Annotated in this window: 22 protein-coding genes and 1 pseudogene; 11 read left to right on the top strand and 12 right to left on the bottom strand. The window is 63.1% G+C overall.

Annotation, left to right across the window (positions count from 1 at the left end; genetic code table 11):
• Positions 1 to 6 precede the first annotated feature (6 nt).
• The 3 genes from A0O30_RS13215 to A0O30_RS13205 all read right to left on the bottom strand — a co-directional run bounded on the left by A0O30_RS13215 (position 7) and on the right by A0O30_RS13205 (position 4658).
• Entirely contained in the window at positions 7 to 819 is an 813-nt protein-coding gene (locus tag A0O30_RS13215) for a putative RNA methyltransferase (RefSeq protein WP_105946811.1), read from the bottom strand.
• Complete coding sequence (dapE, locus tag A0O30_RS13210) at positions 819 to 1970, bottom strand: succinyl-diaminopimelate desuccinylase (RefSeq protein WP_105946810.1); 1152 nt, start codon at positions 1968 to 1970, stop codon at positions 819 to 821. Before dapE ends, A0O30_RS13215 begins: the two co-directional genes overlap by 1 nt.
• A 96-nt stretch (positions 1971 to 2066) precedes the next feature.
• Positions 2067 to 4658, bottom strand: a complete 2592-nt coding sequence (locus A0O30_RS13205; protein ID WP_060497336.1) for a glycosyltransferase — start codon at positions 4656 to 4658, stop codon at positions 2067 to 2069.
• Between the two features lie 119 nt (positions 4659 to 4777).
• Between A0O30_RS13205 and tcdA the strand changes: the two genes are divergently transcribed.
• A complete protein-coding gene (gene tcdA / locus A0O30_RS13200; protein ID WP_177410277.1) occupies positions 4778 to 5587 on the top strand; it encodes a tRNA cyclic N6-threonylcarbamoyladenosine(37) synthase TcdA in 810 nt (269 codons plus the stop codon).
• 162 nt (positions 5588 to 5749) lie between these two features.
• Here tcdA and A0O30_RS13195 read toward each other — a convergent pair whose 3' ends face one another.
• From A0O30_RS13195 to A0O30_RS13170, 6 genes are all read right to left on the bottom strand, one after another.
• Positions 5750 to 6160, bottom strand: a complete 411-nt coding sequence (locus A0O30_RS13195; RefSeq protein WP_105946808.1) for a SufE family protein — start codon at positions 6158 to 6160, stop codon at positions 5750 to 5752.
• Positions 6157 to 7362, bottom strand: a complete 1206-nt coding sequence (locus A0O30_RS13190; RefSeq protein WP_105946807.1) for a cysteine desulfurase — start codon at positions 7360 to 7362, stop codon at positions 6157 to 6159. The genes A0O30_RS13195 and A0O30_RS13190 overlap by 4 nt, the downstream gene beginning before the upstream one ends.
• 81 nt (positions 7363 to 7443) lie before the next feature.
• Entirely contained in the window at positions 7444 to 8478 is a 1035-nt protein-coding gene (gene dapD / locus A0O30_RS13185) for a 2,3,4,5-tetrahydropyridine-2,6-dicarboxylate N-succinyltransferase (RefSeq protein ID WP_060497332.1), read from the bottom strand.
• A 31-nt stretch (positions 8479 to 8509) separates the two neighbouring features.
• Complete coding sequence (locus A0O30_RS13180) at positions 8510 to 8857, bottom strand: ArsC family reductase (protein WP_028699979.1); 348 nt, start codon at positions 8855 to 8857, stop codon at positions 8510 to 8512.
• Between the two features lie 124 nt (positions 8858 to 8981).
• A complete protein-coding gene (gene graA, locus A0O30_RS13175; protein WP_105946806.1) occupies positions 8982 to 9281 on the bottom strand; it encodes a type II toxin-antitoxin system antitoxin GraA in 300 nt (99 codons plus the stop codon).
• 8 nt (positions 9282 to 9289) lie between these two features.
• Positions 9290 to 9568, bottom strand: coding sequence for a type II toxin-antitoxin system RelE/ParE family toxin (locus A0O30_RS13170; protein WP_105946805.1), 279 nt, complete (start codon positions 9566 to 9568; stop codon positions 9290 to 9292).
• Between the two features lie 241 nt (positions 9569 to 9809).
• Between A0O30_RS13170 and A0O30_RS13165 the strand changes: the two genes are divergently transcribed.
• Entirely contained in the window at positions 9810 to 11456 is a 1647-nt protein-coding gene (locus tag A0O30_RS13165; protein ID WP_016712939.1) for a Na+/H+ antiporter, read from the top strand.
• Between the two features lie 105 nt (positions 11457 to 11561).
• On the opposite strand, the gene dapC is transcribed toward A0O30_RS13165, so the two are convergent.
• From dapC to map, 3 genes are read right to left on the bottom strand one after another with little or no spacing between them, the layout of a single operon-like run.
• Entirely contained in the window at positions 11562 to 12758 is a 1197-nt protein-coding gene (dapC, locus tag A0O30_RS13155; protein WP_105946804.1) for a succinyldiaminopimelate transaminase, read from the bottom strand.
• Between the two features lie 30 nt (positions 12759 to 12788).
• Positions 12789 to 15491 carry a [protein-PII] uridylyltransferase gene (locus A0O30_RS13150; protein ID WP_105946803.1) on the bottom strand — a complete coding sequence of 901 codons (2703 nt, stop codon included), beginning with the start codon at positions 15489 to 15491 and terminating at the stop codon, positions 12789 to 12791.
• A gap of 41 nt (positions 15492 to 15532) precedes the next feature.
• Positions 15533 to 16315, bottom strand: a complete 783-nt coding sequence (gene map, locus A0O30_RS13145) for a type I methionyl aminopeptidase (RefSeq protein WP_060497328.1) — start codon at positions 16313 to 16315, stop codon at positions 15533 to 15535.
• Positions 16316 to 16662: 347 nt separating this feature from the next.
• Between map and rpsB the strand changes: the two genes are divergently transcribed.
• The 9 genes and pseudogenes from rpsB to A0O30_RS28220 form a co-directional block, all read left to right on the top strand.
• Complete coding sequence (gene rpsB / locus A0O30_RS13140; RefSeq protein WP_003252287.1) at positions 16663 to 17400, top strand: 30S ribosomal protein S2; 738 nt, start codon at positions 16663 to 16665, stop codon at positions 17398 to 17400.
• Positions 17401 to 17585: 185 nt separating this feature from the next.
• Positions 17586 to 18449 carry a translation elongation factor Ts gene (tsf, locus tag A0O30_RS13135; RefSeq protein WP_105946802.1) on the top strand — a complete coding sequence of 288 codons (864 nt, stop codon included), beginning with the start codon at positions 17586 to 17588 and terminating at the stop codon, positions 18447 to 18449.
• A 180-nt stretch (positions 18450 to 18629) separates the two neighbouring features.
• Complete coding sequence (pyrH, locus tag A0O30_RS13130) at positions 18630 to 19373, top strand: UMP kinase (protein ID WP_003252294.1); 744 nt, start codon at positions 18630 to 18632, stop codon at positions 19371 to 19373.
• Positions 19370 to 19927, top strand: coding sequence for a ribosome recycling factor (frr, locus tag A0O30_RS13125; RefSeq protein ID WP_016712934.1), 558 nt, complete (start codon positions 19370 to 19372; stop codon positions 19925 to 19927). Before pyrH ends, frr begins: the two co-directional genes overlap by 4 nt.
• Positions 19928 to 19942: 15 nt before the next feature.
• Entirely contained in the window at positions 19943 to 20698 is a 756-nt protein-coding gene (uppS, locus tag A0O30_RS13120; RefSeq protein ID WP_016712933.1) for a polyprenyl diphosphate synthase, read from the top strand.
• A complete protein-coding gene (locus A0O30_RS13115; protein WP_016712932.1) occupies positions 20698 to 21513 on the top strand; it encodes a phosphatidate cytidylyltransferase in 816 nt (271 codons plus the stop codon). The genes uppS and A0O30_RS13115 overlap by 1 nt, the downstream gene beginning before the upstream one ends.
• Positions 21510 to 22700, top strand: coding sequence for a 1-deoxy-D-xylulose-5-phosphate reductoisomerase (gene ispC / locus A0O30_RS13110; protein ID WP_105946801.1), 1191 nt, complete (start codon positions 21510 to 21512; stop codon positions 22698 to 22700). Before A0O30_RS13115 ends, ispC begins: the two co-directional genes overlap by 4 nt.
• A gap of 33 nt (positions 22701 to 22733) precedes the next feature.
• On the top strand, positions 22734 to 24086 hold the full coding sequence (gene rseP, locus A0O30_RS13105) for an RIP metalloprotease RseP (protein WP_105946800.1): 1353 nt from the start codon (positions 22734 to 22736) through the stop codon (positions 24084 to 24086).
• Positions 24087 to 24159: 73 nt separating this feature from the next.
• A pseudogene (locus A0O30_RS28220) lies at positions 24160 to 24243 on the top strand (outer membrane assembly protein); the annotation flags it as partial.

The following is a 24243-nucleotide window of genomic DNA, read 5'->3' as shown; positions in this document are numbered from 1 at the left end:
GTGTGCTCAGTCTTGGCGCACGAAATAGTCATAACGCATGGAAACCGTAACCTCGAACGGCTCGGCCTGGTCGATGACCAGCGCGCGTTTTTCGGCGCTGGCGCGCCAGCCGTGCGGGGTCATGGCCAGCAGGTCGGCGCGGGCCTTGGGTTCGGCCAGGCTCAGGCGGAACTCAAGGTTTTCGCTGTGGGTATGGGCCATCCCGTCGGGGACCAGGGCCAGGTGTTTGTCGTCGGCGTAAGGGCGTACTTCATCGTAGAGCACTTCGCGCAGCTCCATCAGGTGGCCGCTGGTAGGGCCGACCCGCATCAGGCCGCCGCCGGGGCTGAGCAGGCGCCTGGCCTCGGCCCAGTCCAGCGGGCTGAATACGCTGGCGATGAACTGGCAACTGGCGTCGGCCAAGGGCACGCGGGCCATGCTGGCAACCATCCAGGTGACTTCCGGTGCACGACGGCAGGCACGCTTGACCGCCTCGCGGGAAATGTCCAGCGCGTAACCGTCGGCGGCTGGCAGGGCCTGGGCGATCTGTGCGGTGTAGTAACCCTCGCCGCAGCCGATGTCCAGCCAGGCGCCGGGCTGGCGCTCGGCGGCAAGCTCGGCCAGGCGGCTGGCCACCGGGGCATAGTGCCCGGCATCGAGGAAATCGCGACGGGCTTCGACCATGGCCTGGTTGTCACCCGGGTCGCGGCTGTTCTTGTGCTGTACTGGCAGCAGGTTCAGGTAACCCTGGCGGGCGCGGTCGAAGCGGTGGCCGGCGGGGCACACCACACCGTTGTCGAGCCGGCTCAGCGGCGCCTGGCAAAGGGGACAGGCGAGCATCAGGCGAGCAACCGGACCAGGGTCTGGTAGTAGATTTCGGTCAGCAGGTCGAGGTCGCTGGCCAGAATCCGCTCGTCCACCTGGTGAATGGTGGCGTTGACCGGGCCCAGCTCGACCACCTGCGTACCCATGGTGGCGATGAAGCGGCCATCGGAGGTACCGCCGCTGGTGGACGGCTGGGTGTCGCGGCCGGTGACGCCCTTGATGCTGGCCGCCACAGCGTCCAGCAGTTCGCCCGGTTCGGTGAGGAATGGCAGGCCAGACAGCGCCCAGTCGATCGACCAGTCCAGTTCATGCTTGTCTAGAATCGCCGAGACGCGCGCTTGCAGGCCTTCGACGGTGGACTCGGTAGAGAAGCGGAAGTTGAACAGTGCAGTCAGCTCGCCCGGGACCACGTTGGTGGCGCCGGTGCCGGAATTGAGGTTGGAGATCTGGAAGCTGGTAGGCGGGAAGAACGCGTTGCCTTCGTCCCAGTGCTCGGCTGCCAGCTCCGCCAGGGCCGGAGCGGCCAGGTGGATCGGGTTGCGCGCCAGGTGCGGATAGGCCACGTGGCCTTGCTTGCCGCGCACGGTCAGTTTGGCACCCAGCGAACCGCGACGGCCGTTCTTGACCACGTCACCCAGCAGGGTGGTGCTGGAGGGTTCGCCGACGATGCACCAGTCCAGGCGTTCGTTGCGCGCTTTCAGGCGTTCGACCACGGCCTTGGTGCCGTGGTGAGCCGGGCCTTCCTCGTCGCTGGTGATCAGGAAGGCGACCTTGCCACGGTGGTTCGGGTAGTCGTGCACGAAGCGCTCGCTGGCGATCACCATGGAGGCCAGGCTGCCCTTCATGTCGGCAGCGCCACGGCCGCAGAGCATACCGTCGGCGTCGATCAGCGCTTCGAACGGTTCATGCTGCCATTGCTGCACCGGGCCGGTAGGCACCACGTCGGTGTGGCCGGCAAAGCACAGTACAGGACCGTCCTGGCTGCCGTGGGTAGCCCAGAAATTGTCGACGTCTTCAATGCGCATCGGCTCCAGCTGGAAGCCCACGGCGCCCAGGCGGTTCATCATCTGCGCCTGGCAGTCGGCATCGACGGGGGTGACCGAGGGGCGACGGATCAGGTCGCAGGCCAGTTGAAGGGTAGGCGAGAGCTCGGCAGGGGCCGTCATGGGGGACTCCGGGGCAAGGCAAGGCGGGAAAACTGAGGGGCGTTATCTTATATCAAACCGAGGGGGCGGTGGGGCCGCGTTGCGGCCCCACAAGTCTCAAGCCTGTTGCGGTTCTGCAGCCTTCTCCACCGGCTTGGGCAGCGAAGACAGCAAGGCCATCACCAACGCCGCTACATATGGCAACGACTGCACCAGCAACATCGCCACCCAGAAGCGCATGTCCGAACTCGGCAGCCCTTGCACCAGGTAGATGCCCAGCGCCGCGCCCCACAGCAGCAACATGATGAACAGCTCTTCGCGTGCTTCGGACAGCGCCACCAGCAACCCATGGCTGTCGGCATTCTTCGGTGTGCGGAAGAACGGCATGCTGCTGGTGAAGAACCCGTACAGCACCGCCTTGGCGATGGTGTGCGACAGCGCCAGGCCGGCCAGCGCTGCGGCGAAGGCGTCTTTCAAGTTCACGCCTACTGCACGGCGATACAGGAAGATGATCTTGCCCACCTTGAAGAAGAACAGCGCCAGCGGCGGGATGGCGAAGATCATCAGCGGCGGGTCCACGCGGTGCGGGACGATGATCATCGCCGCCGACCACAGCAGCGCGCCGATGGTGAAGAAGATGTTCATGCCGTCGGCGATCCATGGCAACCAGCCGGCCAGGAAGTGATAACGCTGGCCGCGGGTCAGCTCGCTGTCCTTGCCGCGCAGCAGGGCGCTGGCGTGGTGCTTGATGATCTGGATGGCGCCATAGGCCCAGCGGAAGCGCTGCTTCTTGAAGTCGATGAAGGTGTCAGGCATCAGGCCCTTGCCGTAGCTGTTGTGGGCGTAGGCCGCCGACAGGCCTTTTTCGAACACGCGCAGGCCCAGTTCGGCGTCTTCGCAGATGCACCATTCGGCCCAGCCCAGTTCTTCCAGCACCGTGCGCCGGGTCATGGTCATGGTGCCGTGCTGGATGATCGCGTCACGGTCGTTGCGGGTGACCATGCCAATGTGGAAAAAGCCCTTGTACTCGCTGTAGCACAGCTTCTTGAACGCGCTTTCGTGCTGGTCGCGGTAGTCCTGCGGCGACTGCACCACGGCAATTTTCGGGTCGGCGAAGTGCGGCACCATGTGCTTGAGCCAGTTGCGGTCGACGCAGTAGTCCGAGTCGATCACCGCGATCACTTCGGCGTCCTTGGCGGTGTGCGGGATCAGGTAGTTCAGCGCGCCACCCTTGAAACCGGCCAGGGGCGCGACGTGGAAGAACTTGAAACGCTCGCCGAGCTTCTCACAGTGAGCCTTAAGCGGCTCCCACACGGCCGGGTCCTTGGTGTTGTTGTCGATCACCAGCACTTCGTAGTCGGGGTAGTCCAGTGCGGCCAGGGCATCGAGGGTCTGCTTCACCATCTCGGGCGGCTCGTTGTAGCACGGCACATGCACCGACACCTTGGGCCGGTAGGCGCTGTCGGCCTGCACCGGCAGGAACTCGCGGCGGCGCTTGTGTATCCATACCGCCTCGGCCAGTTCGTGGGCTTCGGTCAGCAGCACGATGAACACGCCCAGCGCGCCAAGTGCCAGCAGCACGCCCACGGTCAGGCTGAACCAGGTGCTGTATTGCTGGCTGTAGTCGTAGGCGATCCACACCAGCACCGACCCACACAGGAAGGTGATGAAGGTGAGGAAGGTGCGGCCGCGCTGGCGCAGGGCCGAGCCATCGATGAATAGCACCATGAGGGCAATCATCGCCAGCACTACCGAGGCTACGGCCAGGGCGCGCCACTGCGGGATCGCCACCACCGGGCCGTCAAAGTTGAACTTCTGCTGGCGCTCGGCGTTGTACACGCCCCAGTAGGCGCCTACCGAGCCTTCATCGCTGGCCTTCCACGGCTGGTCATAGGCTTCGATGACGAAGTAGTTGTAGCCACGGCGGTTGAGGGTGTTGACCAGGGTGCGCAGGTAGATGGCCTGGTCGGCCTGGGTGGCATCGGCACCTCCGCGCATGCGGCCGTTGCTCGGCCAGCCGACCTCTGACAGCAGCAGGGGTTTACGCGGGAACTGGTGCCGCAGTTCACGGGCACGGTCGAGCACGAACTCGACCGAATCCTTCATTGGCACGAACTCCCAGTAGGGCAGGATGTGCGCAGCAATCAGGTCGACGTGCTTGGCAATTTCCGGGTTTTCCTTCCAGATGTGCCACTGCTCACTGGTGGTCACGGGTACCTTCACAGCTGCACGCACGCGGTCCAGGTACTTGATCAGGTTTTCCGGGGTAACCTCTTCACGGAACAGCGCCTCGTTGCCGACCACGACCCGCACCACACTGCGCGAGGTGTTGGCCAACTGGATGGCGGTGGCGATTTCGCGTTCGTTGCGTTCCAGGTCCGGGCTGATCCAGATGCCCAGCGTTACCCGCAGGCCGAATTCCTCGGCCAGGCGCGGGATGTCGGCCTGGGTGCCCTCCACGGTATAGATACGGATACTGTCGGTCAGTTTGCTCAACTGCTCCAGGTCCTGGCGCATCTCGTCGTCAGTGGGGTACTGGCCTTTTTGCGGGCTTTCGCCCAGGCGGAACGGCGAATACGAAAAGCCAGAGATCTGCTCTGGCCAGGCGGGGGCGGAAACCGGGCGGTTGATCAGTGCCCAGAACCCGGTGAACAACGCGGCGATGGCCAGGACCACGACCAGGTTCAGGCCGAATTTACGTGAAGACATTGTCGTCCATTTGTGTCGAAGTGATAGGACATTAAAGCAGGGTTGGCAGTGTCTTTCCTAACGATGCAGGCCATGGGCCGGCTGGCATATAATGCGCGCCGGTTTTTTGGGGTATGAAGATGAGCACAGAAGATCCACGCTTCGCCGGCGTTGCCCGGTTATACGGCGACCAAGGGCTGCAGCGCCTGGGCCAGGCCCATGTGGCTGTGGTCGGGATTGGCGGGGTAGGCTCGTGGGTGGCTGAAGCGCTGGCCCGAAGCGGCGTAGGGGAAATCACCCTGTTCGACCTGGACGATGTGTGCGTCAGCAACACCAACCGCCAGGCCCATGCCCTGGAAGGCCAGGTGGGGCGGCCCAAGGTCGAGGTCATGGCCGAGCGCCTGCGGGCGATCAACCCGGCGTGCACGGTGCATGCGGTGGCCGACTTCGTTACCCGCGAGACCATGGTCGAGTACATTACCGAAAACCTCGACTGCGTGATCGACTGCATCGACAGCGTCATGGCCAAGGCGGCGCTGATCGCCTGGTGCCGTCGGCGCAAGATCGCCATCGTCACCACCGGTGGTGCCGGTGGGCAGATCGACCCCACGCAAATCCAGATTGCCGACCTGAACAAGACCTTCAACGACCCGCTGGCTTCGCGGGTGCGTTCCACCTTGCGTCGCGATTACAACTTCTCGCGCAATGTCAGCCGCAACTATGGCGTGCCGTGCGTGTTCTCCAGCGAACAGCTGCGCTACCCCAAGGGCGATGGCAGCGTTTGTCTGCAGAAGAGTTTCGTGGGCGAGGGGGTGCGGCTGGACTGCTCGGGTGGCTTTGGTGCGGTGATGATGGTGACCGCGACCTTTGGCATGGTGGCGGCGAGCAAGGCGATCGAGAAGCTGGTGGCCGGCGCGCGGCGGCCTTCGGAGCGGGTCAAACCTGAGTAAATATTCTCGGGCTTGCTCGGTCCCTGTGGGAGCGGCCTTGTGTCGCGAATGGGGCGCGTAGCGGCCCCTCATTTTCAGCTTCGCCGCGAAGATTGCCGGGGCCGCTTTGCAGCCCTTTCGCGACACAAGGCCGCTCCCACGGGATCGGCGCTTGCCTTGGATTTAGCGGCTGTGGCTCAACTCCGCCATCCGCTGCAGCACTGCATGCAGCCCATTGCTACGCGATGGCGACAGCTGACGCTCCAGCCCCAGCTGTGTAAACCACTCACGCAGGTCCAGCCCGGCCAATTCTTCACTGGCCAAGCCTTGAACCCTTACCAGCAACAAGGCCAGCAGCCCACGCAACAAGCGTGCATCGCTGGTGGCCTTGAACTGCCAAAGCCCATCAACGTGCTCGGCCACCAGCCAAACCAGGCTTTCGCAGCCATGCACCCGGTTGGCGTCGGTCTTCTCGGCATCATCCAGCGGTTCCAGCCGCTCTCCCCACTGCATCAGCAGCCGCGCCCGCTGTTCCCAACCCTTGCCCTGTTCAAAAGCCTCCAGCGCCTGACGTGCTTGCTCCGGCATGCTCATCGCAGCAGCTCCAGGCCCTGATCCAGCGCAGCGAAGAAGCGCTGAAGGTCATCGCTGTCGTTGTACACGCCCAGCGACACTCGAATTGCGCCTTCAAGGCCCAAGCCTTTCAGCAGTGGCATGGCGCAATGGTGCCCGGCTCGTACGGCAATGCCTTGCTCGGTGAGCAGGTGGGCGATATCGGCATTGTGCACCCCCTCGATAACGAAGCTGGCCAAGGCCGCCTGTGGCGCACCGAGCACCCGCACGCCCTCGCGGTCGGCCAGCCCACGGAGCAGGTGCTGGTGCAGGCTGGTTTCGTGAGATTCGACTGCCTGGGTATCCAGGCTGGCCAGGTAGTCCAGGGTTGCGCCCAGGCCAATCACCCCGGCGATTGGCGGCGTTCCCGCCTCGAACCCCAGCGGGGCCGGGCGGAAGCTGGCGCTCTGGTACTCGGCCAGTTGCACCATCTCGCCCCCGAACTGCCAGTGGCGCAACAGTTCCAGCGCCTGAGGGCGGCCATACAGCACGCCAACCCCGTCCGGGCCATACAGCTTGTGGCTGGAGAACACATAGAAGTCGCAACCCAGATGCTGCACATCATGGCGACCATGCACCACCCCCTGGGCACCGTCGACCACGGTCAGTGTGCCCAGGGCGCGGGCATGGGCCAGTAGCGCCGGCAGCGGCTGCCAGGTGCCCAGCACGTTGGACAGCTGGCTGACCGCCAGCACCCGGGTGCGGGGGCCGATCAGTTGCAGCGCCTGCTCCAGGTCGATGCGGCCGCGGGCATCCAGCGGCAGCACCACCAGGCGCAGGTTGCGCCGGCGCGCCAGCTGTTGCCAGGGCAGCAGGTTGGCATGGTGCTCCAGCGCGCTGACGGCGATTTCGTCACCGGCTTCGAGGCGGTGTTCCAGGCCGTAGGCCAGAAGGTTCAGCGCCGAGGTGGCGCCGTGGGTGAACACGATCTGCCGGGAGTCTTCAGCATTCAGCCAGGCGGCGACCTTGTCGCGGCTGGTCTCGAACGCCTGGGTTGCCAGTGCGCCGGGCAAGTGCTGGGCACGGTGCACGTTGGCCGCGCCATGGCCGTAATAATGGCTCAGGGCGTCAAGCAGGGCTTGCGGCTTCTGGGTGGTGGCGGCACTGTCCAGGTAGGTCTGGTGCTGCCGTTGCAGGGCGGCGATGGCGGGGAAGTCGGCACGCCAGGGGGAGGGCTGGAACATGTTCACGGGGCCTGGAATGAAAATCGGGTCTGGCGCGGTGGCGCCAGACCCGATCTTAACACCTCAAACCCGGGAAGGTTCTCAGTTGTGGGCGTGCAGCGCTTCGTTCAGCTCGATGGCCGACTTGTGGGTCTTGCACTCCACGGCGCCGTTCAGCGAGTTGCGGCGGAACAGCAGGTCGGTCTGGCCAGCCAGGTCGCGGGCCTTGACCACTTTGACCAGCTCGTTGTTCTCATCCAGCAGGTTCACCTTGGTGCCCGCAGTGATATACAGGCCGGCTTCGACGGTGTTGCGGTCGCCCAGCGGAATGCCGATACCGGCGTTGGCGCCGATCAGGCAGCCTTCACCCACCTTGATGACGATGTTGCCGCCGCCGGACAGGGTGCCCATGGTCGAGCAACCGCCGCCCAGGTCCGAGCCCTTGCCAACGAATACGCCAGCGGACACGCGGCCTTCGATCATGCCAGGGCCTTCGGTGCCAGCGTTAAAGTTGACGAAGCCTTCGTGCATGATGGTGGTGCCTTCGCCGATGTAGGCGCCCAGGCGCACACGGGCGGTGTCGGCGATACGCACGCCGGCAGGGACCACGTAGTCGGTCATTTTCGGGAACTTGTCCACCGAGAACACTTCCAGCAGCTCGCCCTTCAGGCGCGCTTCCAGTTGCAGCTCGGCCAGTTCGGCCAGATCGACCGCGCCCTGGTTGGTCCAGGCCACGTTCGGCAGCAGCGGGAAGATACCGGCCAGGCTCACACCGTGCGGCTTCACCAGGCGGTGCGACAGCAGGTGCAGCTTCAGGTAGGCCTCTGGGGTGGAGGTCAGGGCAGCGTCTTCGGCCAGCAGGGTGGCGACCAGCGGCTTGTGGCTCTCGGCCAGGCGGGTCAGCAGGGCGGCCTGGGCCGCGTCAACGCCTTTCAGGGCTTCGGCCAGTTGCGCGGCCTGGGCGTTGCTGAAAGCGATGGCCTGGTTGCCACCTTCATAGCCCAGCACCGGGGCTACAGCAGCGACCAGTTCGGCGCTCGGGTTGAGCAGGGGTTGTGCGTAGAACACTTCAAGCCAGGCGCCCTGGCGGTTCTGGGAGCCGACACCGAAGGCCAGGCTGAACAGGGTATTGGACATGTGATTACCTCGTGCGAAATAGGGTAGGGGCTCAGGCCAGGGCAGCGGCGTACAGGTCGGGCTTGAAACCGACCAGGGTACGCGCGCCAAGGTCCAGCACCGGGCGTTTGATCATCGACGGCTGGGCCAGCATCAGCTCGACGGCCTTGGCCTGGTCGAGGTCGGCCTTGCTGGTGTCGTCCAGCTTGCGGAAGGTGGTGCCAGCACGGTTGAGGATGACTTCCCAGCCGTGTTCGTCGCACCAGCGGTTCAGGCTGTCACGGTCGATGCCTTGGGTCTTGTAGTCGTGGAATTCGTAGGCGATGGCCTTGTCTTCGAGCCAGGTACGCGCCTTTTTCATGGTGTCACAGGCTTTGATGCCGTAGAGCGTGTAGGTCATTGTGTGCATTGGGGTCGCAGGTTGCCCCAATCTCTCCGTTTTCCGATGTCAGTCGCGGGATTATGCGGGAACGAACATCGTGGCGCCACGCCCGTGGCACCCATGTTTGTTGAACAAGGTGTGTTCAAGCGACCAGGCGCTGTACCGCCCCGATGATCTCATCGCCGTGTTGCTGTTCGGCTGTGCGCAGATCGAAGGCAGTCTGCAGGTTGAGCCAGAACTCGGGGGTGGTGTCCAGGCAGATGGACAGGCGCAGTGCCATGTCGGCGGAAACACCGCCACGTTCGCGCAGGATATTGTTGACCGTTGGTGTGGCAACGCCCAATGCCCTGGCCAGTGCTGCGGCACTGAAGCCCATTTCTTTCTGGAAGTCCTCCCGCAGGACTTCACCGGGATGGATGGGACGCATACCGTTCTTGAGCATGGTGCACCTCAGTGGTAATCGATAATTTCAACGTTAATCGGCCCGTTGTCGGTCCAGGTGAAGCACAGACGCCATTGGTCATTGACGCGAATACTGTGCTGGCCGACACGGTTGCCGCTCAGCGCTTCCAGGCGGTTGCCCGGTGGCGACCGAAGGTCTCGCAGCTCTGATGCCGCATCGACCATCGCCAGTTTACGTTCCGCTACCGACTTGATATCTGACCAACGCCTTGTCTTTCCAGTCGTGAAGAGTGCTTCCGTTTCGCTACAGCTGAAGCTTCGAATCATGAGCTTGAATGCTTAACGTTATTCGTTAAGCTTGATTATACGTCTGGTTCCTGACAGATCAAGTCTTGAGCAGGCTCATTAAACCGCTCGGTCACTCATGAGTATCATCATGTTACATATTCCCCGGCCACCTGCGACTATCGTGCAGCGGCCCCAAACCGCCGCTCGCCGCTAACATATTGTTTCAATGGCGATGTTTCGCCCTGCTATCGTTTCTGGTTCACAAAGGAAGCTTTCCCGGATGCAGTCCGCCTACACCGTCCTCATCCTGCTGACGCTGGTCAGCCTGTCGAAGCTGGTTGGCCGCATGGTGCCGCTGCCCTTGCCGTTGGTGCAGATTGCCGCCGGTGCCTTGCTGGCCTGGCCGACATTGGGCCTGCATGTGGCCCTGGACCCCGAATTGTTCCTGTTCCTGTTCTTGCCGCCGCTGCTGTTTGCCGACGGCTGGCGCATCCCCAAGCGTGAGTTGTGGCGAATCCGTGGGCCGGTGGTGGCATTGGCCGTAGGGTTGGTGCTGTTCACCGTGGTCGGAGCCGGTTACTTCATTCACTGGTTGTTGCCGAGCATCCCGCTGCCGGTGGCCTTTGCCCTGGCGGCAGTACTGTCACCCACTGATGCTGTGGCAGTGTCGGCCATCACCCAGGACCGCCTGCCCACTCCGCTGATGCACATGTTGCAAGGCGAGGCGCTGATGAACGATGCGTCTGGCCTGGTGACCTTCAAGTTTGCCCTGGTGGCGGCAATCACCGGGGTGTTCTCGCTGGCTGATGCGAGCTTCACCTTTGTTCTGGTGGCGTTGGGCGGCCTGGCGGTGGGTGTCGCCCTGAGCTGGCTGATCGGCCGCCTGCGTGCCTGGATGATCGCCCGCGGCTGGGATGACCCGGCCACCCACGTCGTGTTCATGTTGCTGCTGCCGTTCGCCGCCTATGTATTGGCTGAGCGCCTGGGCGTATCGGGCATCCTTTCGGCGGTGGCGGCCGGCATGATGCAAAGCTGGCTCGACCTGTTGCCACGGCAGACCAGCACGCGGCTGCTCAACCGCAGTGTGTGGTCACTGCTGGAGTTCGCCTTCAATGGGCTGATCTTCCTGCTGCTGGGCCTGCAATTGCCGGACATCATCAAGGCCGTGGTCAGCCACGAACCCACTGTTTGGCCGACCCTGGCCTACCGTTGCCTGGATGTAGTGGCGATCTTTGCTGCGCTGATCTTGCTGCGGTTCATCTGGGTACAGAGCATCTGGCGGTCGATTGGCGTGGTTCGCCGCTGGCGCGGCAAGCCCGCGCTGGTGCTGATGCCCACGGCGCGCTCCTGCTGGTTGCTGACGCTGGGTGGCGTTCGCGGTGCCGTTACCTTGGCCGGTGTGATGTCTATTCCGTTGTTGATAGGGGCGGGCAAGGCCTTCCCGGAACGTGATTTGCTGATCTTCATTGCCGCAGGGGTGATCCTGTTGTCGCTGATAAGCGCCTGCATTGCGCTGCCGTTCTTGTTGCGCGGGGTAACCAAGAGCGCAGACGAGCGCTTGCACCAGGAGGTGCAGGAGGCCTGGCGGCGTACGGCCGAGGCGGCGATCCACGCCCTGGAGGCTGAGGAGGTCATTGACAGCAATGCCCCGCAGGACGCCGCGCAGGCGACACTGGCAACCGAGCTGAAGGCGCGGTTGATGGCGGAATACCGGGATGAGCTGGACAGCTATAACGACAGTGCCGAGGCCAAGGCGCTGGCCGAACAGATGGACTTGCTGGAGCGGCGTTTGCGCTTGCGTGCGCTGCGGGCGCAGCGGCTGGAGCTGTATAACCTGCATCGCCAGCACGAAGTGGGGGATGAGGTGGTGCGCCAGGTGCTGGGGGAGCTGGATATGAGCGAGGCGAACCTGGGGCCGGTCAAGTAGACCCTATCAAGGCCATTCGCGGGCACGCCCGCTCCCACAGGTCAAGCGCTGCATTTGAAATCAGCGCAGCACCTGTGGGAGCGGGCGTGCCCGCGAATGGGGCTGTCAGAGGTTCTGCAGGAATGCGCGAATCCGCTCTGCCGCCTCGATGCATTCAGCCAGCGGCGCAACCAGCGCCATGCGCACGCGCCCCGCACCCGGATTCACGCCGTCTACTTCACGCGACAGGTACGACCCCGGCACCACCGTCACATGTTGGGCTTCAAACAGGTCACGGGTGAATTCGGCATCGTCACCCGGCACTTTGGCCCACAGGTAGAAGCTGCCGTCCGGGCGCTGCACGTCCAGCACCGGCTGCAGAATGTCCAGCACGGCATCGTACTTGGCGCGGTACTGGTCGCGGTTCTCGCGCACATGCGCCTCGTCCTGCCAGGCGGCAATGCTGGCCAGCTGGGTTTGCACCGGCATGGCGCAGCCGTGGTAGGTGCGGTACAGCAGGAACGGCTTGATGATCTCGGCGTCGCCCGCTACGAAGCCCGAACGCAGGCCCGGCAGGTTGGAACGCTTGGACAGGCTGTGGAACACCACGCAACGTTTGAAGTCGCTGCGGCCCAGTTCGGCGCAGGCGGTCAGCAGGCCTGGAGGCGGCGCGTCTTCGTCGAAGTACAGCTCGCTGTAGCATTCGTCGGCAGCGATCACGAAGTCGTGCTCGTCAGCCAGGGCGATCAGCTTCTTCAGGGTATCCATCGGCACCAGCGCGCCAGTGGGGTTGCCTGGCGAGCACAGGAACAGGATCTGGCAACGTTTCCACACTTCGGCCGGCACCGCGTCGAAGTCGGGGTTGAAACCATTGCTTTCCAGGCACGGCAGGTAGTGCGGGGCGGCCCCGGCCAGCAGCGCTGCGCCTTCGTAGATCTGGTAGAACGGGTTGGGGCTGACCACCAGGCCATCATCGGCGCGGTTGACCACGGCCTGGGTGAAGGCGAACAGCGCTTCGCGGGTACCGTTGACCGGCAGGATGTGGCGATCGGCGTCCAGCCAGCCGGCGGGCACGCCAAAGCGCCGTTCGCACCATTGGCCAATCGCCTGGCGCAGTGCCGGCAGGCCGATGGTGCTGGGGTATACCGCCAGCTTGTCGAGGTTGTCGGCCATGGCCTGGGCGACGAACGCCGGCGATTCGTGCTTCGGCTCACCGATCGACAGGGCGATGGCGCGTTTGTCCGCCGCAGGCTTCACGCTGCCCAGCAGGGCGCGGAGCTTTTCGAAGGGGTAGGGCTGAAGCTGGGTCAAGGCATGGTTCATCGGCGCAAGGTCTCGTCAATCGTCTAATCGTTAAAAGGTCACGCGGGTCGGGCTGGCGTCGCTACCTTGGCCGGCCTGCAGTTGCTGCACGATGGCTTCCTGCAGGCGGCTGCACAGCTGCGGGTCGGACAGCGGCTGGTTGTCGGCATCGGTGATGAAGAACACGTCTTCCACCCGTTCGCCGAGGGTGGCGATCTTGGCGTTTTGCAGCGACAGGTCGAACTCCAGGAAAATCCGCCCAAGCCGGGCCAGCAGCCCCGGGCGATCGGGCGCCGTGATTTCGAGGATGGTCACCGGGCGCTGGGCATCGTTGAGGATGGTCACCTGCGGCGGGAAGTCGAAGTGCTTGAGCTGGCGCGGTACCCGGCGCTGGATGATGGTCGGGTAGTCCTCGGGGTTGCGCAGTGCTTCGGTCAGGCCGTCGCGAATCTGTTTGACCCGCTGTGGGTTGTCGCCGATCGATCCGCCGTCGTTATCCAGGACGATGTAGGTGTCGAGGGTGAACTGGCTGCTCGACGTGATGATCCGCGCGTCATGAATGTTCAGGTTCAGCTGCGACATGGCGGCCACCGTCACGGCGAAGAAATCATGCTGGTCGGGGGCATAGATGAAGATCTGCGTGCCGCCTTCGAACTCGCGCTGGGTGGTTTCCTTGATCAGCACCAGCGGCCCGCCATCGGCGGGTTGTTGCAGAATCGCGTCACTGTGCCAGGCCACGTCTGCGGCGTTGTGCTTGAGGAAGTAGTCATCGCCCAGTTGCGACCACAGCTGCTCGACGTCGTCCGGGTCGGTGCCTTCGCGCACCAGGATATCCAGCGCTGCGGATTGTGTCTGGCGAATTTGCTCTTCGCGGTCCAGCGGGTTTTCCAGGCCCCGGCGCAGGGCACGCTTGGTCTCGGTATACAGCTGACGCAGCAGGCTGGCCCGCCAGGAGTTCCACAGGCTGGGGTTGGTGGCGTTGATGTCGGCCACGGTCAGCACATAGAGGTAGTCCAGGCGTGTCTCGTCACCCACGTGCAGGGCAAAGTCGTTGATCACCTGCGGGTCGGACAGGTCCTTGCGCTGGGCGGTGGTCGACATGACCAGGTGGTTCTGCACCAGCCAGACGATCAGGCGGCTGTCCCAGGCCGGCAACTGGTGGCGCTCGCAGAACTTCTTCGCATCCACTGCGCCCAGTTCGGAGTGGTCGCCCTGGCGGCCTTTGCCGATGTCGTGGTACAGGCCAGCCAGGTAGATCAGCTCGGGTTTGGGTAGGCGGCCCATGAGCTTGCTGGCCAGCGGGAATTTCTCGGACACCGGCGTGTATTGCAGCTTGCGCAGGTGCTTGATGAGGTTGAGGGTGTGCGCATCGACCGTATAGATGTGGAACAGGTCATGCTGCATCTGCCCGACAATCAGCCCGAACTCCGGCAGGTAGCGGCCAAGGATGCCGTAGCGGTTCATCCGCCGCAGGTTGCGGTGGATACCGATTTCGCACTTGAACAGCTCGATGAACAGGCTGGTGTTGCGGATATCGGTGCGGAACGTGTCATCGATCAGGTGCCGGTGCTCGCGCAGCAGGCGCACGGTATCGGCACGCACGCCTTTGATTTCCGGGTGCTGGGCCATCAGCACGAAGATTTCCAGCATGGCGAATGGCGTGCGCTTGAACACGTTCGCGTTGGTGGCCTCGATATAGCCATCATGCAGGCGGAACCGCGCATTCAGCGGCTGGGTGGTGCCGCTGTCGTCGTCGGCGAGGATCACTTCCTCGAAATGCTGGATGATCAGGTCGCACAGCTGGCTGATGCTCATCACCACCCGGTAGTACTGCTGCATGAACTGCTCGATTGCCCGCTTGGGGTTTTCGTCGCTGTAACCCAGCAGTGCGGCCAGGCTGCGCTGATGATCGAACAGCAGCCGGTCCTCGGCGCGCCCGGCCAGCATGTGCAGGGCGTAGCGCACCTTCCACAGAAAGTCCTGGGAGGAGGCCAGCAGCTCGTTCTCGCTTTCCAGCAAAAAGCCTTCGCCAGCCAGTGCATGCAGGTTCAGGGTGCCGTACTGGCGGCGCGCCACCCACAGTACCGTCTGGATGTCGCGCAGGCCGCCTGGTGAGCCCTTGACGTTGGGTTCGAGGTTGTACTCGGTGTCGTTGTACTTGTGGTGGCGGGCCTTGAGTTCGGCGCGCTTGGCCAGGAAAAATTCCTTGCTCGGCCACATGTGTGCGGTGCTGGTTACCTCAAGCATGCGCTGGCGCAAGGCCTCGGGGCCGGCAATGGTGCGGCTTTCCATCAGGTTGGTGATGACCGTCAGGTCGGCGCGGGCCTGCTCGGCACATTCGTCGACGGTGCGCACGCTCTGGCCCACTTCCAGGCCGATGTCCCACAGCAAGGTGAGAAAACGTTCGATGGCATCGCGGTACTGCTCGTGCTCGGCGGCGCCCAGCAAGATCAGCAGGTCGATGTCCGAATGCGGGTGCAGTTCACCGCGCCCGTAGCCGCCCACCGCAACCAGGGCGATGCCGCTGTGGTCGCCCCAGTCGAACTGGTTCCACGCCTGTTGCAGGATGTTGTCCACGAGCCAGGCGCGGGCTTCGATCAGTGGGCGGATTTCGCCGCCCGCGCGAAAACGCTTGTCGAGCACCTCGCCGGCCAGGCGGATGGCTTTCTTGAAGGCGGCGATAGGGCTCGCCTTGAGGGCCAGTTCCGCCTGGAACTGGCCGCGGTCGAACAGCTCGGGATCCACCTGGGGCATCGCGTCACGTTCCTGTCGTGGGGTGGCCTGTCGGAGTACGGTCAGGCCGAGGTGCGCGGGATGGTGTCGTCCTTGCGCAGGGTGAAGATCTCGTAGCCGGTCGCGGTCACCACCAGGGTGTGTTCCCATTGGGCCGAGAGCTTGCGGTCCTTGGTGATGGCGGTCCAGCCATCGCCCAGTACCTTGGTGTCGGCCTTGCCCTGGTTGATCATCGGCTCGATGGTGAAGGTCATGCCTTCTTTCAGTTCCATGCCGGTGCCGGCGCGGCCGTAGTGCAGGATTTGCGGCTCTTCGTGGAACACCTTGCCGATGCCGTGGCCGCAAAACTCGCGCACCACCGAGAAGCCGTTCTTTTCCGCGTGCTTCTGGATCACTTCACCGATGTCGCCCAGGCGGCAGCCCGGCTTGACCAGCTCGATGGCCTTGTACATGCACTCCTGGGTCACCTTGGACAGGCGTTCGGCCCAGACCGGCACGGTACCCACGTGGAACATGCGGCTGGTGTCGCCGTGGTAGCCGTCCTTGATCACGGTGACGTCGATGTTGAGCGTGTCACCGTCCTTGAGCGGCTTGTCGTTGGGGATGCCGTGGCAGACCACATGGTTGATCGAGGTGCAGATCGACTTCGGGTAGCCCTTGTAGTTGAGCGGTGCCGGGATGGCCTGCTGGACATTGACGATATAGTCGTGGCACAGGCGGTCGAGCGCTTCGGTGGTGATACCGGGCTTGACGTGTTCTTCGATCATTTCCAGCACGTCGGCGGCCAGGCGGCCAGCGATGCGCATCTTTTCGATGTCTTCTGCGGTCTTGATGGTGACGGTCATTACAGGCTCTCTACGGCGCCGTATACGGCGCGAACAAACGGGAAAGGCCGGATTCTAGCAGAGCAAGGCGCCGATCGGTCGGGATAAAGGCGGCCAGGCTGCTGTCTATAGCTGGCATTCTGGCGCGAAAGCGCAGGTGCTGCAAAAGCCGCTGACGGACGCAACAGTATCCGGGTTCCGTTCGGCTGCGGTCTGTGGTATAAAATGCGCCGCTTTCGGGGACGACCCCGTCAGCACTTAAACCCACACACGTGTCGACACGATGACCTGGGTGCCCCGAGTTGCGAAATTCGCGGGTTGGTCATTGGGATACGTGGAGGCCCAACCCGACTTATCAAGGAACTATCATGTCCCAAGTCAACATGCGCGATATGCTGAAGGCCGGTGTGCACTTCGGCCACCAGACCCGTTACTGGAACCCGAAAATGGGCAAGTACATTTTCGGCGCGCGTAACAAGATCCACATCGTCAACCTGGAAAAAACCCTGCCAATGTTCAACGACGCTCTGTCGTTCGTTGAGCGCCTGGCCCAGGGCAAGAACAAGATCCTGTTCGTCGGCACCAAGCGTTCCGCCGGCAAGATCGTCGCCGAGCAAGCTGCTCGTTGCGGTTCGCCATACGTTGACCACCGTTGGTTGGGCGGCATGCTGACCAACTACAAGACCATCCGCGCTTCGATCAAGCGTCTGCGCGACCTGGAAACCCAGGCCGAAGACGGCACTTTCGCCAAGCTGACCAAGAAAGAAGCCCTGATGCGCTCCCGCGACCTGGAAAAACTGGATCGCAGCCTGGGTGGCATCAAGGATATGGGCGGTCTGCCAGACGCTCTGTTCGTTATCGACGTTGATCACGAGCGCATCGCGATCACCGAAGCCAACAAGCTGGGCATCCCGGTTATCGGCGTTGTCGATACCAACAGCAGCCCTGAAGGTGTTGACTACATCATCCCGGGTAACGATGACGCCATCCGCGCTATCGAGCTGTACATGACTTCGATGGCTGACGCAGTCATCCGCGGCCGCAACAACGTTGCCGGCGGCACCGAAGTTTACGCTGAAGAAGCGGCTGCACCTGCTGCTGAGTAATAGGCGCTAGCGTCTACTTGGCACGCAAAAAGGGGGCTCTGCCCCCTTTTTGCCACCTTGAAATCCTGCTGTCAGCATCGGCCCCGCATCATGGGCTCGCTGAAATGAAAACAGCGGATTAGCAGAATTGAACGCCCGTGACGAACGGGTGGAATGGTTGAAAAACTTTCCAAGAGGATTTTGAAATGGCAGCAATTACTGCAGCGCTGGTAAAAGAACTGCGCGAGCGTACCGGCGAAGGCATGATGGATTGCAAAAAGGCCCTGGAAAAGGCCGGCGGCGACATCGAGAAAGCCATTGACGACATGCGTGCCTCGGGCGCCATCAAGGCCGCCAAAAAGGCTGGCAACGTCGCTGCTGAAGGCGCTATCGCGGTCAAGACCGACGGTAAATCCGCCGTCCTGCTGGAAGTGAACTCGCAGACCGACTTCCTGGCCCTGCAAGACGACTTCAAGAACTTCGTAGCCGAAAGCCTCGAGCAAGCCTTCGCCGAGAAGCTGACCGACGCTGCTCCGCTGATCGCTTCGCGTGAAGCTGCTCGTGAAGCCCTGGTTGCCAAGTGCGGCGAGAACGTCAACATCCGTCGCCTGGTGCGCGTTGAGGGTGACGTTGTCGGTGCCTACCTGCACGGCAACAAGATCGGTGCTGTCGTTGTCCTGAAAGGCGGCGACGTCGAGCTGGCCAAGAACATCGCCATGCACGTTGCAGCTTCGAACCCTGAGTTCCTGGATTCGTCGGAAATCTCCGCCGAGGCCATCGAGCGCGAGAAGGGTGTCTTCCTGCAGCTGAACGCCGACAAGATCGCCGGCAAGCCGGAAAACATCGTTGAGAACATGATCAACGGCCGTATCACCAAGTTCAAAGCCGAAGCCTCGCTGAAAGAGCAAGCTTTCGTCATGAACCCGGAAGTCAAGGTTGGCGAACTGGCCAAGAAAGCCGGCGCTGAAATCGTTTCCTTCACCTACTTCAAAGTAGGCGAAGGCATCGAGAAGCCAGTCGACGACTTCGCTGCTGAAGTTGCCGCTCAGGTAGCTGCTGCCAAGCAGTAAGACAGCCCCGTCTGTCGCCCAAAAGAGGCTGCCCGCTCACGCGCGCAGCCTCTTTGTCAAAACGGCGAAGGGTTTATAAAACTCGCCGCCGCTGGCACCAAAACGGTGCCACGCTACAGTTAGCAGGCTGCAAACAGCCCGCACGAATTTTCTAAAAGTACGCCGCAGGAGAGACTCGCAATGGCTCAGCAGGTGAGTGGTCGCCAACCTCGCTATAAACGCATTTTGCTCAAACTTAGCGGCGAGGCCCTGATGGGCTCGGAAGACTTCGGGATCGACCCGAAAGTGCTGGATCGCATGGCCCTTGAAGTTGGCCAGCTGGTAGGGATCGGTGTCCAGGTCGGCCTGGTGATCGGTGGTGGCAACCTGTTCCGCGGCGCCGCGCTCAGCGCAGCCGGCATGGACCGCGTCACCGGTGACCACATGGGCATGCTGGCCACCGTGATGAACGGTCTGGCCATGCGCGATGCGCTGGAGCGCTCGAACATCCCGGCCCTGGTCATGTCGGCCATTTCCATGGTCGGTGTCACCGATCATTACGATCGTCGCAAAGCTATTCGCCACCTCAACTCCGGGGATGTGGTAATTTTCTCCGCCGGTACCGGCAACCCGTTCTTCACCACCGACTCCGCGGCCTGCCTGCGCGCCATCGAAATCGATGCCGACGTGGTGCTGAAGGCGACCAAGGTCGATGGTGTGTACACTGCCGATCCATTCAAGGACCCACACGCCGAGAAGTTCGATCACCTGACCTACGATGAGGTCCTGGATCGCAAGCTGGGTGTGATGGACCTGACCGCAATCTGCCTGTGCCGTGACCACAAGATGCCATTGCGGGTATTCAACATGAACAAGCCTGGCGCCCTGCTGAACATCGTGGTGGGTGGCGCTGAAGGTACTCTGATCGAGGAAGGCCAAGCATGATCAACGACATCAAGAAAGACGCGCAGGAGCGCATGGGCAAGTCCATCGAAGCCCTGGCTCGCAACCTCGCGGCAATCCGCACCGGTCGCGCCCACCCAAGCATCCTGGACAGCGTCAAGGTCACTGCCTGGGGTAGCGAGATGCCGCTGAACCAGGTGGCCGCGATCACCGTCGAAGATGCCCGCACCCTGAAGATCGTCGCGCACGACAAGAACCTCAGCGCTGCCATCGAAAAGGCCATCCTCACCTCTGACCTGGGCCTGAACCCGTCCAGCGCCGGTACCACCATTCGCGTGCCGATGCCGGCCCTGACCGAGGAAACCCGCAAGGGTTACACCAAGCAGGCCAGCGGTGTGGCCGAGGATGCCAAGGTCGCTGTGCGCAATGTGCGCCGCGATGCCCTGGGCGACCTGAAGAAGCTGACCAAGGACAAGGAAATCAGCGAAGACGAAGAGCGTCGTGCGGCGGACGAGATCCAGAAGCTGACCGACAAGTTCATTGCTGAAGTCGATGCTGCTTACAAAGCCAAGGAAAAGGACCTGATGGCCGTCTAAGGCCGGGGTTTTTTAATGGAAAAGTCCAAGTTGGCGGCACCGTCCTCGGTGCCGCGTCATGTCGCGATCATCATGGATGGCAACAACCGCTGGGCGAAAAAGCGCCTGCTGCCCGGCGTTGCCGGGCACAAGGCGGGTGTCGACGCCGTTCGCGCGGTCATCGAAGTCTGTGCCAAGTCCGGGGTCGAGGTACTGACCCTGTTCGCCTTCTCCAGTGAAAACTGGCAGCGCCCGGCCGAAGAGGTTGGTGCGTTGATGGAGCTGTTCTTCTCGGCCCTGCGCCGCGAGGCCAAACGCCTCAACGAGAACAACATCAGCCTGCGCATCATCGGTGACCGTTCGCGTTTCCACCCTGAATTGCAGGCCGCCATGCGCGAAGCCGAGGCGCTGACCGCCGGCAACAATCGCTTCATCCTGCAGATCGCAGCCAACTACGGTGGCCAATGGGATATCGCCCAGGCCGCCCAGCGGCTGGCGCGGGAAGTGCAAGCCGGTCACCTGCGCCCGGAAGACATCACCCCGGGTCTGCTGCAGACGTGCCTGGCAACCGGCGAGCTGCCGCTGCCGGACCTGTGCATCCGCACCGGTGGCGAGCACCGCATCAGCAATTTCCTGTTGTGGCAACTGGCCTATGCCGAGTTGTACTTCTCCGACCTGTACTGGCCGGACTTCAAACACGAGGCCATGCGCAATGCCCTGGCCGATTTCGCTTCGCGCCAGCGCCGCTTCGGTAAGACCAGCGAGCAGGTCGAGGCTGGAGCTCGTGCTTAATGCTTAAACAACGCATCATTACCGCGCTGATCCTGCTGCCGATCGCGCTGGGCGGTTTTTTCCTGCTCAACGGTGGGGATTTTGCCCTGTTCATCGGCTTCGTGGTGACCCTTGGCGCCTGGGAGTGGGCGCGCCTGGCCGGGCTCATGGCCCAACCGCTGCGCATTGCCTATGCCTTGGTGGTCGCCGGGGCGCTGATGCTGCTGTACATCCTCCCGGAGCTGGCGCCCTGGGTGTTGGGCGCTGCGGTGATCTGGTGGGGCCTGGCCACTTGGCTGGTGCTTACTTATCCGCGCAGCAGCGAGCTGTGGGCCAGTGCCGCCTGTCGGTTGCTGATTGGCCTGCTGGTGTTGCTGCCAGCCTGGCAGGGGTTGGTGCTGCTCAAGCACTGGCCGCTGGGCAACTGGCTGATCCTCTCGGTCATGGTGCTGGTCTGGGCTGCCGACATCGGCGCGTACTTCTCTGGCCGGGCGTTTGGCAAGCGCAAGCTCGCCCCGCAGGTCAGCCCTGGCAAGAGCTGGGAAGGTGTGTATGGCGGCCTGGCCGTCAGCCTGTTGATTACCCTGGGTGTCGGCATCAGCCGCGACTGGGGCTTTGGCCAGCTCTTGCTGGGCCTGCTGGGCGCCGCGTTGCTGGTGATGTCCTCGGTGGTCGGTGACCTGACCGAGAGCATGTTCAAGCGCCGCTCCGGCATCAAGGACAGCAGTAACCTGCTGCCTGGCCATGGTGGTGTGCTGGACCGCATCGACAGCCTGACCGCAGCGATCCCGATCTTTGCTGTGCTGCTGTGGGCTGCCGAATGGGGTGTGATGTGAGTCGCCCGCAGCGTATTACCGTGCTCGGGGCCACTGGCTCCATCGGCCTGAGCACGCTGGATGTGATTGCGCGACACCCCGACCGCTACCAGGTGTTTGCCCTCAGCGGCTATTCGCGTATCGATGAATTGCTGGCCCTGTGCGTGCGCCATCGTCCGGCGTTCGCCGTGGTGCCGAGCGCTGAGGCCGCTGTGCGGCTGCGCGAAGGCCTGGCTGCGGTCGGTTGCGCTACCGAAGTGCTGGAGGGTGAGGCCGGGCTTTGCCAGGTGGCCTCGGCAGCGGAAGTGGACGCCGTGATGGCAGCCATTGTCGGTGCGGCCGGCCTGCGTCCTACCTTGGCGGCCGTCGAGGCGGGCAAGAAGGTGTTGCTGGCCAACAAGGAAGCCCTGGTGATGTCTGGCGCGCTGTTCATGGAGGCGGTACGGCGCAGTGGTGCCGTGCTGTTGCCAATCGACAGCGAGCACAACGCGATTTTCCAGTGCATGCCCGGCGATTATGCGCGCGGCCTGAGCGCGGTCGGCGTACGCCGGATCCTGCTCACGGCTTCCGGCGGCCCGTTCCGTGAAACACCGGTCGAGGCATTGCTGGACGTGACCCCGGAACAAGCCTGCGCGCACCCTAACTGGTCGATGGGGCGCAAGATTTCCGTCGACTCGGCCAGCATGATGAACAAGGGGCTTGAGCTGATCGAAGCCTGCTGGCTGTTCGATGCCGCGCCGGCCAAGGTCGAGGTGGTGGTGCACCCGCAGAGCGTGATCCACTCCCTGGTCGACTATGTGGACGGTTCGGTGCTGGCACAGCTGGGCAACCCGGACATGCGCACGCCGATCGCCAATGCCCTGGCGTGGCCCGAGCGGATCGACTCCGGAGTGGCACCGCTTGACCTGTTCGCCATCGCCCGTCTGGATTTTCAGGCGCCCGACGAACAGCGCTTCCCTTGCCTGCGCCTGGCGCGGCAGGCTGCCGAGGCCGGCAACAGTGCACCTGCTGTGCTCAACGCAGCCAACGAGGTGGCGGTCGAGGCATTTCTCGGGCGGCGTATCCGCTTCCCGGAGATCGCGGGTATGATCGAACAGGTGCTCGACCAAGAGCCCGTCGTGCCGCTGCCATCGCTGGATGCGGTGTTTGCCGCCGACCAGCGTGCCCGGGAGCTTTCCCGTGAGTGGCTGAGGCGTCACGGTCGCTGAAGCCGGCCTGCTGAACATCATTCGGAGATGGACATGACTGCGCTCTACATGATTATCGGCACCCTCGTGGCCTTGGGGGTGCTGGTCACCTTCCACGAGTTCGGCCACTTCTGGGTGGCGCGCCGCTGCGGCGTCAAGGTGCTGCGCTTCTCGGTGGGCTTCGGCACGCCGTTGCTGCGCTGGCATGACCGCCACGGTACCGAGTTCGTGGTCGCGGCGATTCCGCTGGGTGGCTACGTCAAGATGCTCGACGAGCGCGAGGGCGATGTGCCGCCTGCGCTGGCCGGGCAGTCGTTCAACCGCAAGTCGGTTCGCCAGCGTATCGCGATCGTCGCAGCAGGCCCGATTGCCAACTTCCTGCTGGCCATCCTGTTCTTCTGGGTGCTGGCAATGCTGGGTACCCAGCAGGTCCGTCCGGTGATCGGTGCGGTCGACAGTGGCAGCCTGGCTGCGTCGGCTGGCCTGACCGCAGGTCAGGAAATCGTCTCCATTGACGGCAAGCCGACCAACGGTTGGTCAGCGGTCAACCTGCAGCTGGTTCGCCGCCTGGGCGAGAGCGGCACTTTGCAGGTTGGCGTGCTCGACGAGGGCGCCACTGCCGAGCGCCAGTTGCAGGTCAAACTGGACAGCTGGCTCAAGGGCGCCGACGAGCCGGACCCGATCCAGTCGCTTGGTCTGCACCCTTGGCGCCCGGCGATCGTGCCTGTACTGGCCGAGATCGATCCGAAGGGGCCGGCTGCCGCTGCGGGCCTGAAAACCGGTGACAAACTGCTGGCCGTCGATGGCGTGGCCGTGACCGAATGGCAACAGGTTGTCGACAGCGTGCGTGCACGCCCGGATGCCAAAGTCGTGGTGCGCGTGGAGCGTGATGGCGTGGCCCTGGACGTTCCGGTGACCCTGGCCCGCAAAGGCGAGGGCAAAGCAGTCGGTGGCTATCTGGGTGCCGGGGTAAAAGGTGGCGAATGGCCTGCCAGCATGCTCCGCGAAGTCAGCTACGGCCCGCTGGAAGCGGTGGGTGAGGGCTTGTCGCGCACCTGGAACATGAGCGTCCTGACCCTTGAGTCGCTGAAGAAAATGCTGTTCGGAGAGCTCTCGGTAAAAAACTTGAGTGGACCGATAACCATTGCTAAAGTGGCGGGCGCTTCGGCCCAGTCCGGCGTGGGGGATTTCCTGAATTTCCTGGCCTACCTGAGCATAAGCCTGGGGGTTCTTAACCTGCTGCCCATCCCGGTACTGGATGGGGGGCATTTGCTGTTTTACCTGGTCGAGTGGGCGCGCGGTCGTCCGCTGTCGGATCGGGTGCAAGGTTGGGGGGTCCAGATCGGTATCAGTTTGGTCATAGGGGTGATGTTGCTCGCCCTGATCAACGATCTGGGTCGACTATAAAGCTTCGCTCAATTGCGAACCCGCCGTGTTGTCGCGGCGGGTTGTTTATTGCCAGTTGGAATAAAAGGACTTCATGAAACGTCTGCTGCTAACTGCGGTCATGTCCGCACTGATGATCGCTGAAGTTCACGCCGAGTCCTTCACCATCTCCGATATT

Source organism: Pseudomonas sp. LLC-1 (assembly GCF_002992185.1).
GTDB classification, from domain to species: domain Bacteria; phylum Pseudomonadota; class Gammaproteobacteria; order Pseudomonadales; family Pseudomonadaceae; genus Aquipseudomonas; species Aquipseudomonas monteilii.
Note: the sequence above shows the minus strand (reverse complement) of the source record. Positions and strands in the feature narration are given on the sequence as shown.

What these genes read in the sequence shown, in the direction of transcription:
- A0O30_RS13190 (WP_105946807.1), bottom strand. Translation starts at nt 7,362, where the DNA reads ATGTTCCAGCCCTCCCCCTGGCGTGCCGACTTCCCCGCCATCGCCGCC.
- pyrH (WP_003252294.1), top strand. Translation starts at nt 18,630, where the DNA reads ATGGCTCAGCAGGTGAGTGGTCGCCAACCTCGCTATAAACGCATTTTG.
- map (WP_060497328.1), bottom strand. Translation starts at nt 16,315, where the DNA reads ATGACCGTCACCATCAAGACCGCAGAAGACATCGAAAAGATGCGCATC.
- graA (WP_105946806.1), bottom strand. Translation starts at nt 9,281, where the DNA reads ATGCTCAAGAACGGTATGCGTCCCATCCATCCCGGTGAAGTCCTGCGG.
- frr (WP_016712934.1), top strand. Translation starts at nt 19,370, where the DNA reads ATGATCAACGACATCAAGAAAGACGCGCAGGAGCGCATGGGCAAGTCC.
- dapD (WP_060497332.1), bottom strand. Translation starts at nt 8,478, where the DNA reads ATGTCCAATACCCTGTTCAGCCTGGCCTTCGGTGTCGGCTCCCAGAAC.
- rseP (WP_105946800.1), top strand. Translation starts at nt 22,734, where the DNA reads ATGACTGCGCTCTACATGATTATCGGCACCCTCGTGGCCTTGGGGGTG.
- rpsB (WP_003252287.1), top strand. Translation starts at nt 16,663, where the DNA reads ATGTCCCAAGTCAACATGCGCGATATGCTGAAGGCCGGTGTGCACTTC.
- A0O30_RS13165 (WP_016712939.1), top strand. Translation starts at nt 9,810, where the DNA reads ATGCAGTCCGCCTACACCGTCCTCATCCTGCTGACGCTGGTCAGCCTG.
- uppS (WP_016712933.1), top strand. Translation starts at nt 19,943, where the DNA reads ATGGAAAAGTCCAAGTTGGCGGCACCGTCCTCGGTGCCGCGTCATGTC.
- A0O30_RS13170 (WP_105946805.1), bottom strand. Translation starts at nt 9,568, where the DNA reads ATGATTCGAAGCTTCAGCTGTAGCGAAACGGAAGCACTCTTCACGACT.
- A0O30_RS13180 (WP_028699979.1), bottom strand. Translation starts at nt 8,857, where the DNA reads ATGACCTACACGCTCTACGGCATCAAAGCCTGTGACACCATGAAAAAG.
- A0O30_RS13150 (WP_105946803.1), bottom strand. Translation starts at nt 15,491, where the DNA reads ATGCCCCAGGTGGATCCCGAGCTGTTCGACCGCGGCCAGTTCCAGGCG.
- A0O30_RS13215 (WP_105946811.1), bottom strand. Translation starts at nt 819, where the DNA reads ATGCTCGCCTGTCCCCTTTGCCAGGCGCCGCTGAGCCGGCTCGACAAC.
- tsf (WP_105946802.1), top strand. Translation starts at nt 17,586, where the DNA reads ATGGCAGCAATTACTGCAGCGCTGGTAAAAGAACTGCGCGAGCGTACC.
- dapC (WP_105946804.1), bottom strand. Translation starts at nt 12,758, where the DNA reads ATGAACCATGCCTTGACCCAGCTTCAGCCCTACCCCTTCGAAAAGCTC.
- A0O30_RS13115 (WP_016712932.1), top strand. Translation starts at nt 20,698, where the DNA reads ATGCTTAAACAACGCATCATTACCGCGCTGATCCTGCTGCCGATCGCG.
- A0O30_RS13205 (WP_060497336.1), bottom strand. Translation starts at nt 4,658, where the DNA reads ATGTCTTCACGTAAATTCGGCCTGAACCTGGTCGTGGTCCTGGCCATC.
- tcdA (WP_177410277.1), top strand. Translation starts at nt 4,778, where the DNA reads ATGAGCACAGAAGATCCACGCTTCGCCGGCGTTGCCCGGTTATACGGC.
- dapE (WP_105946810.1), bottom strand. Translation starts at nt 1,970, where the DNA reads ATGACGGCCCCTGCCGAGCTCTCGCCTACCCTTCAACTGGCCTGCGAC.
- A0O30_RS13195 (WP_105946808.1), bottom strand. Translation starts at nt 6,160, where the DNA reads ATGAGCATGCCGGAGCAAGCACGTCAGGCGCTGGAGGCTTTTGAACAG.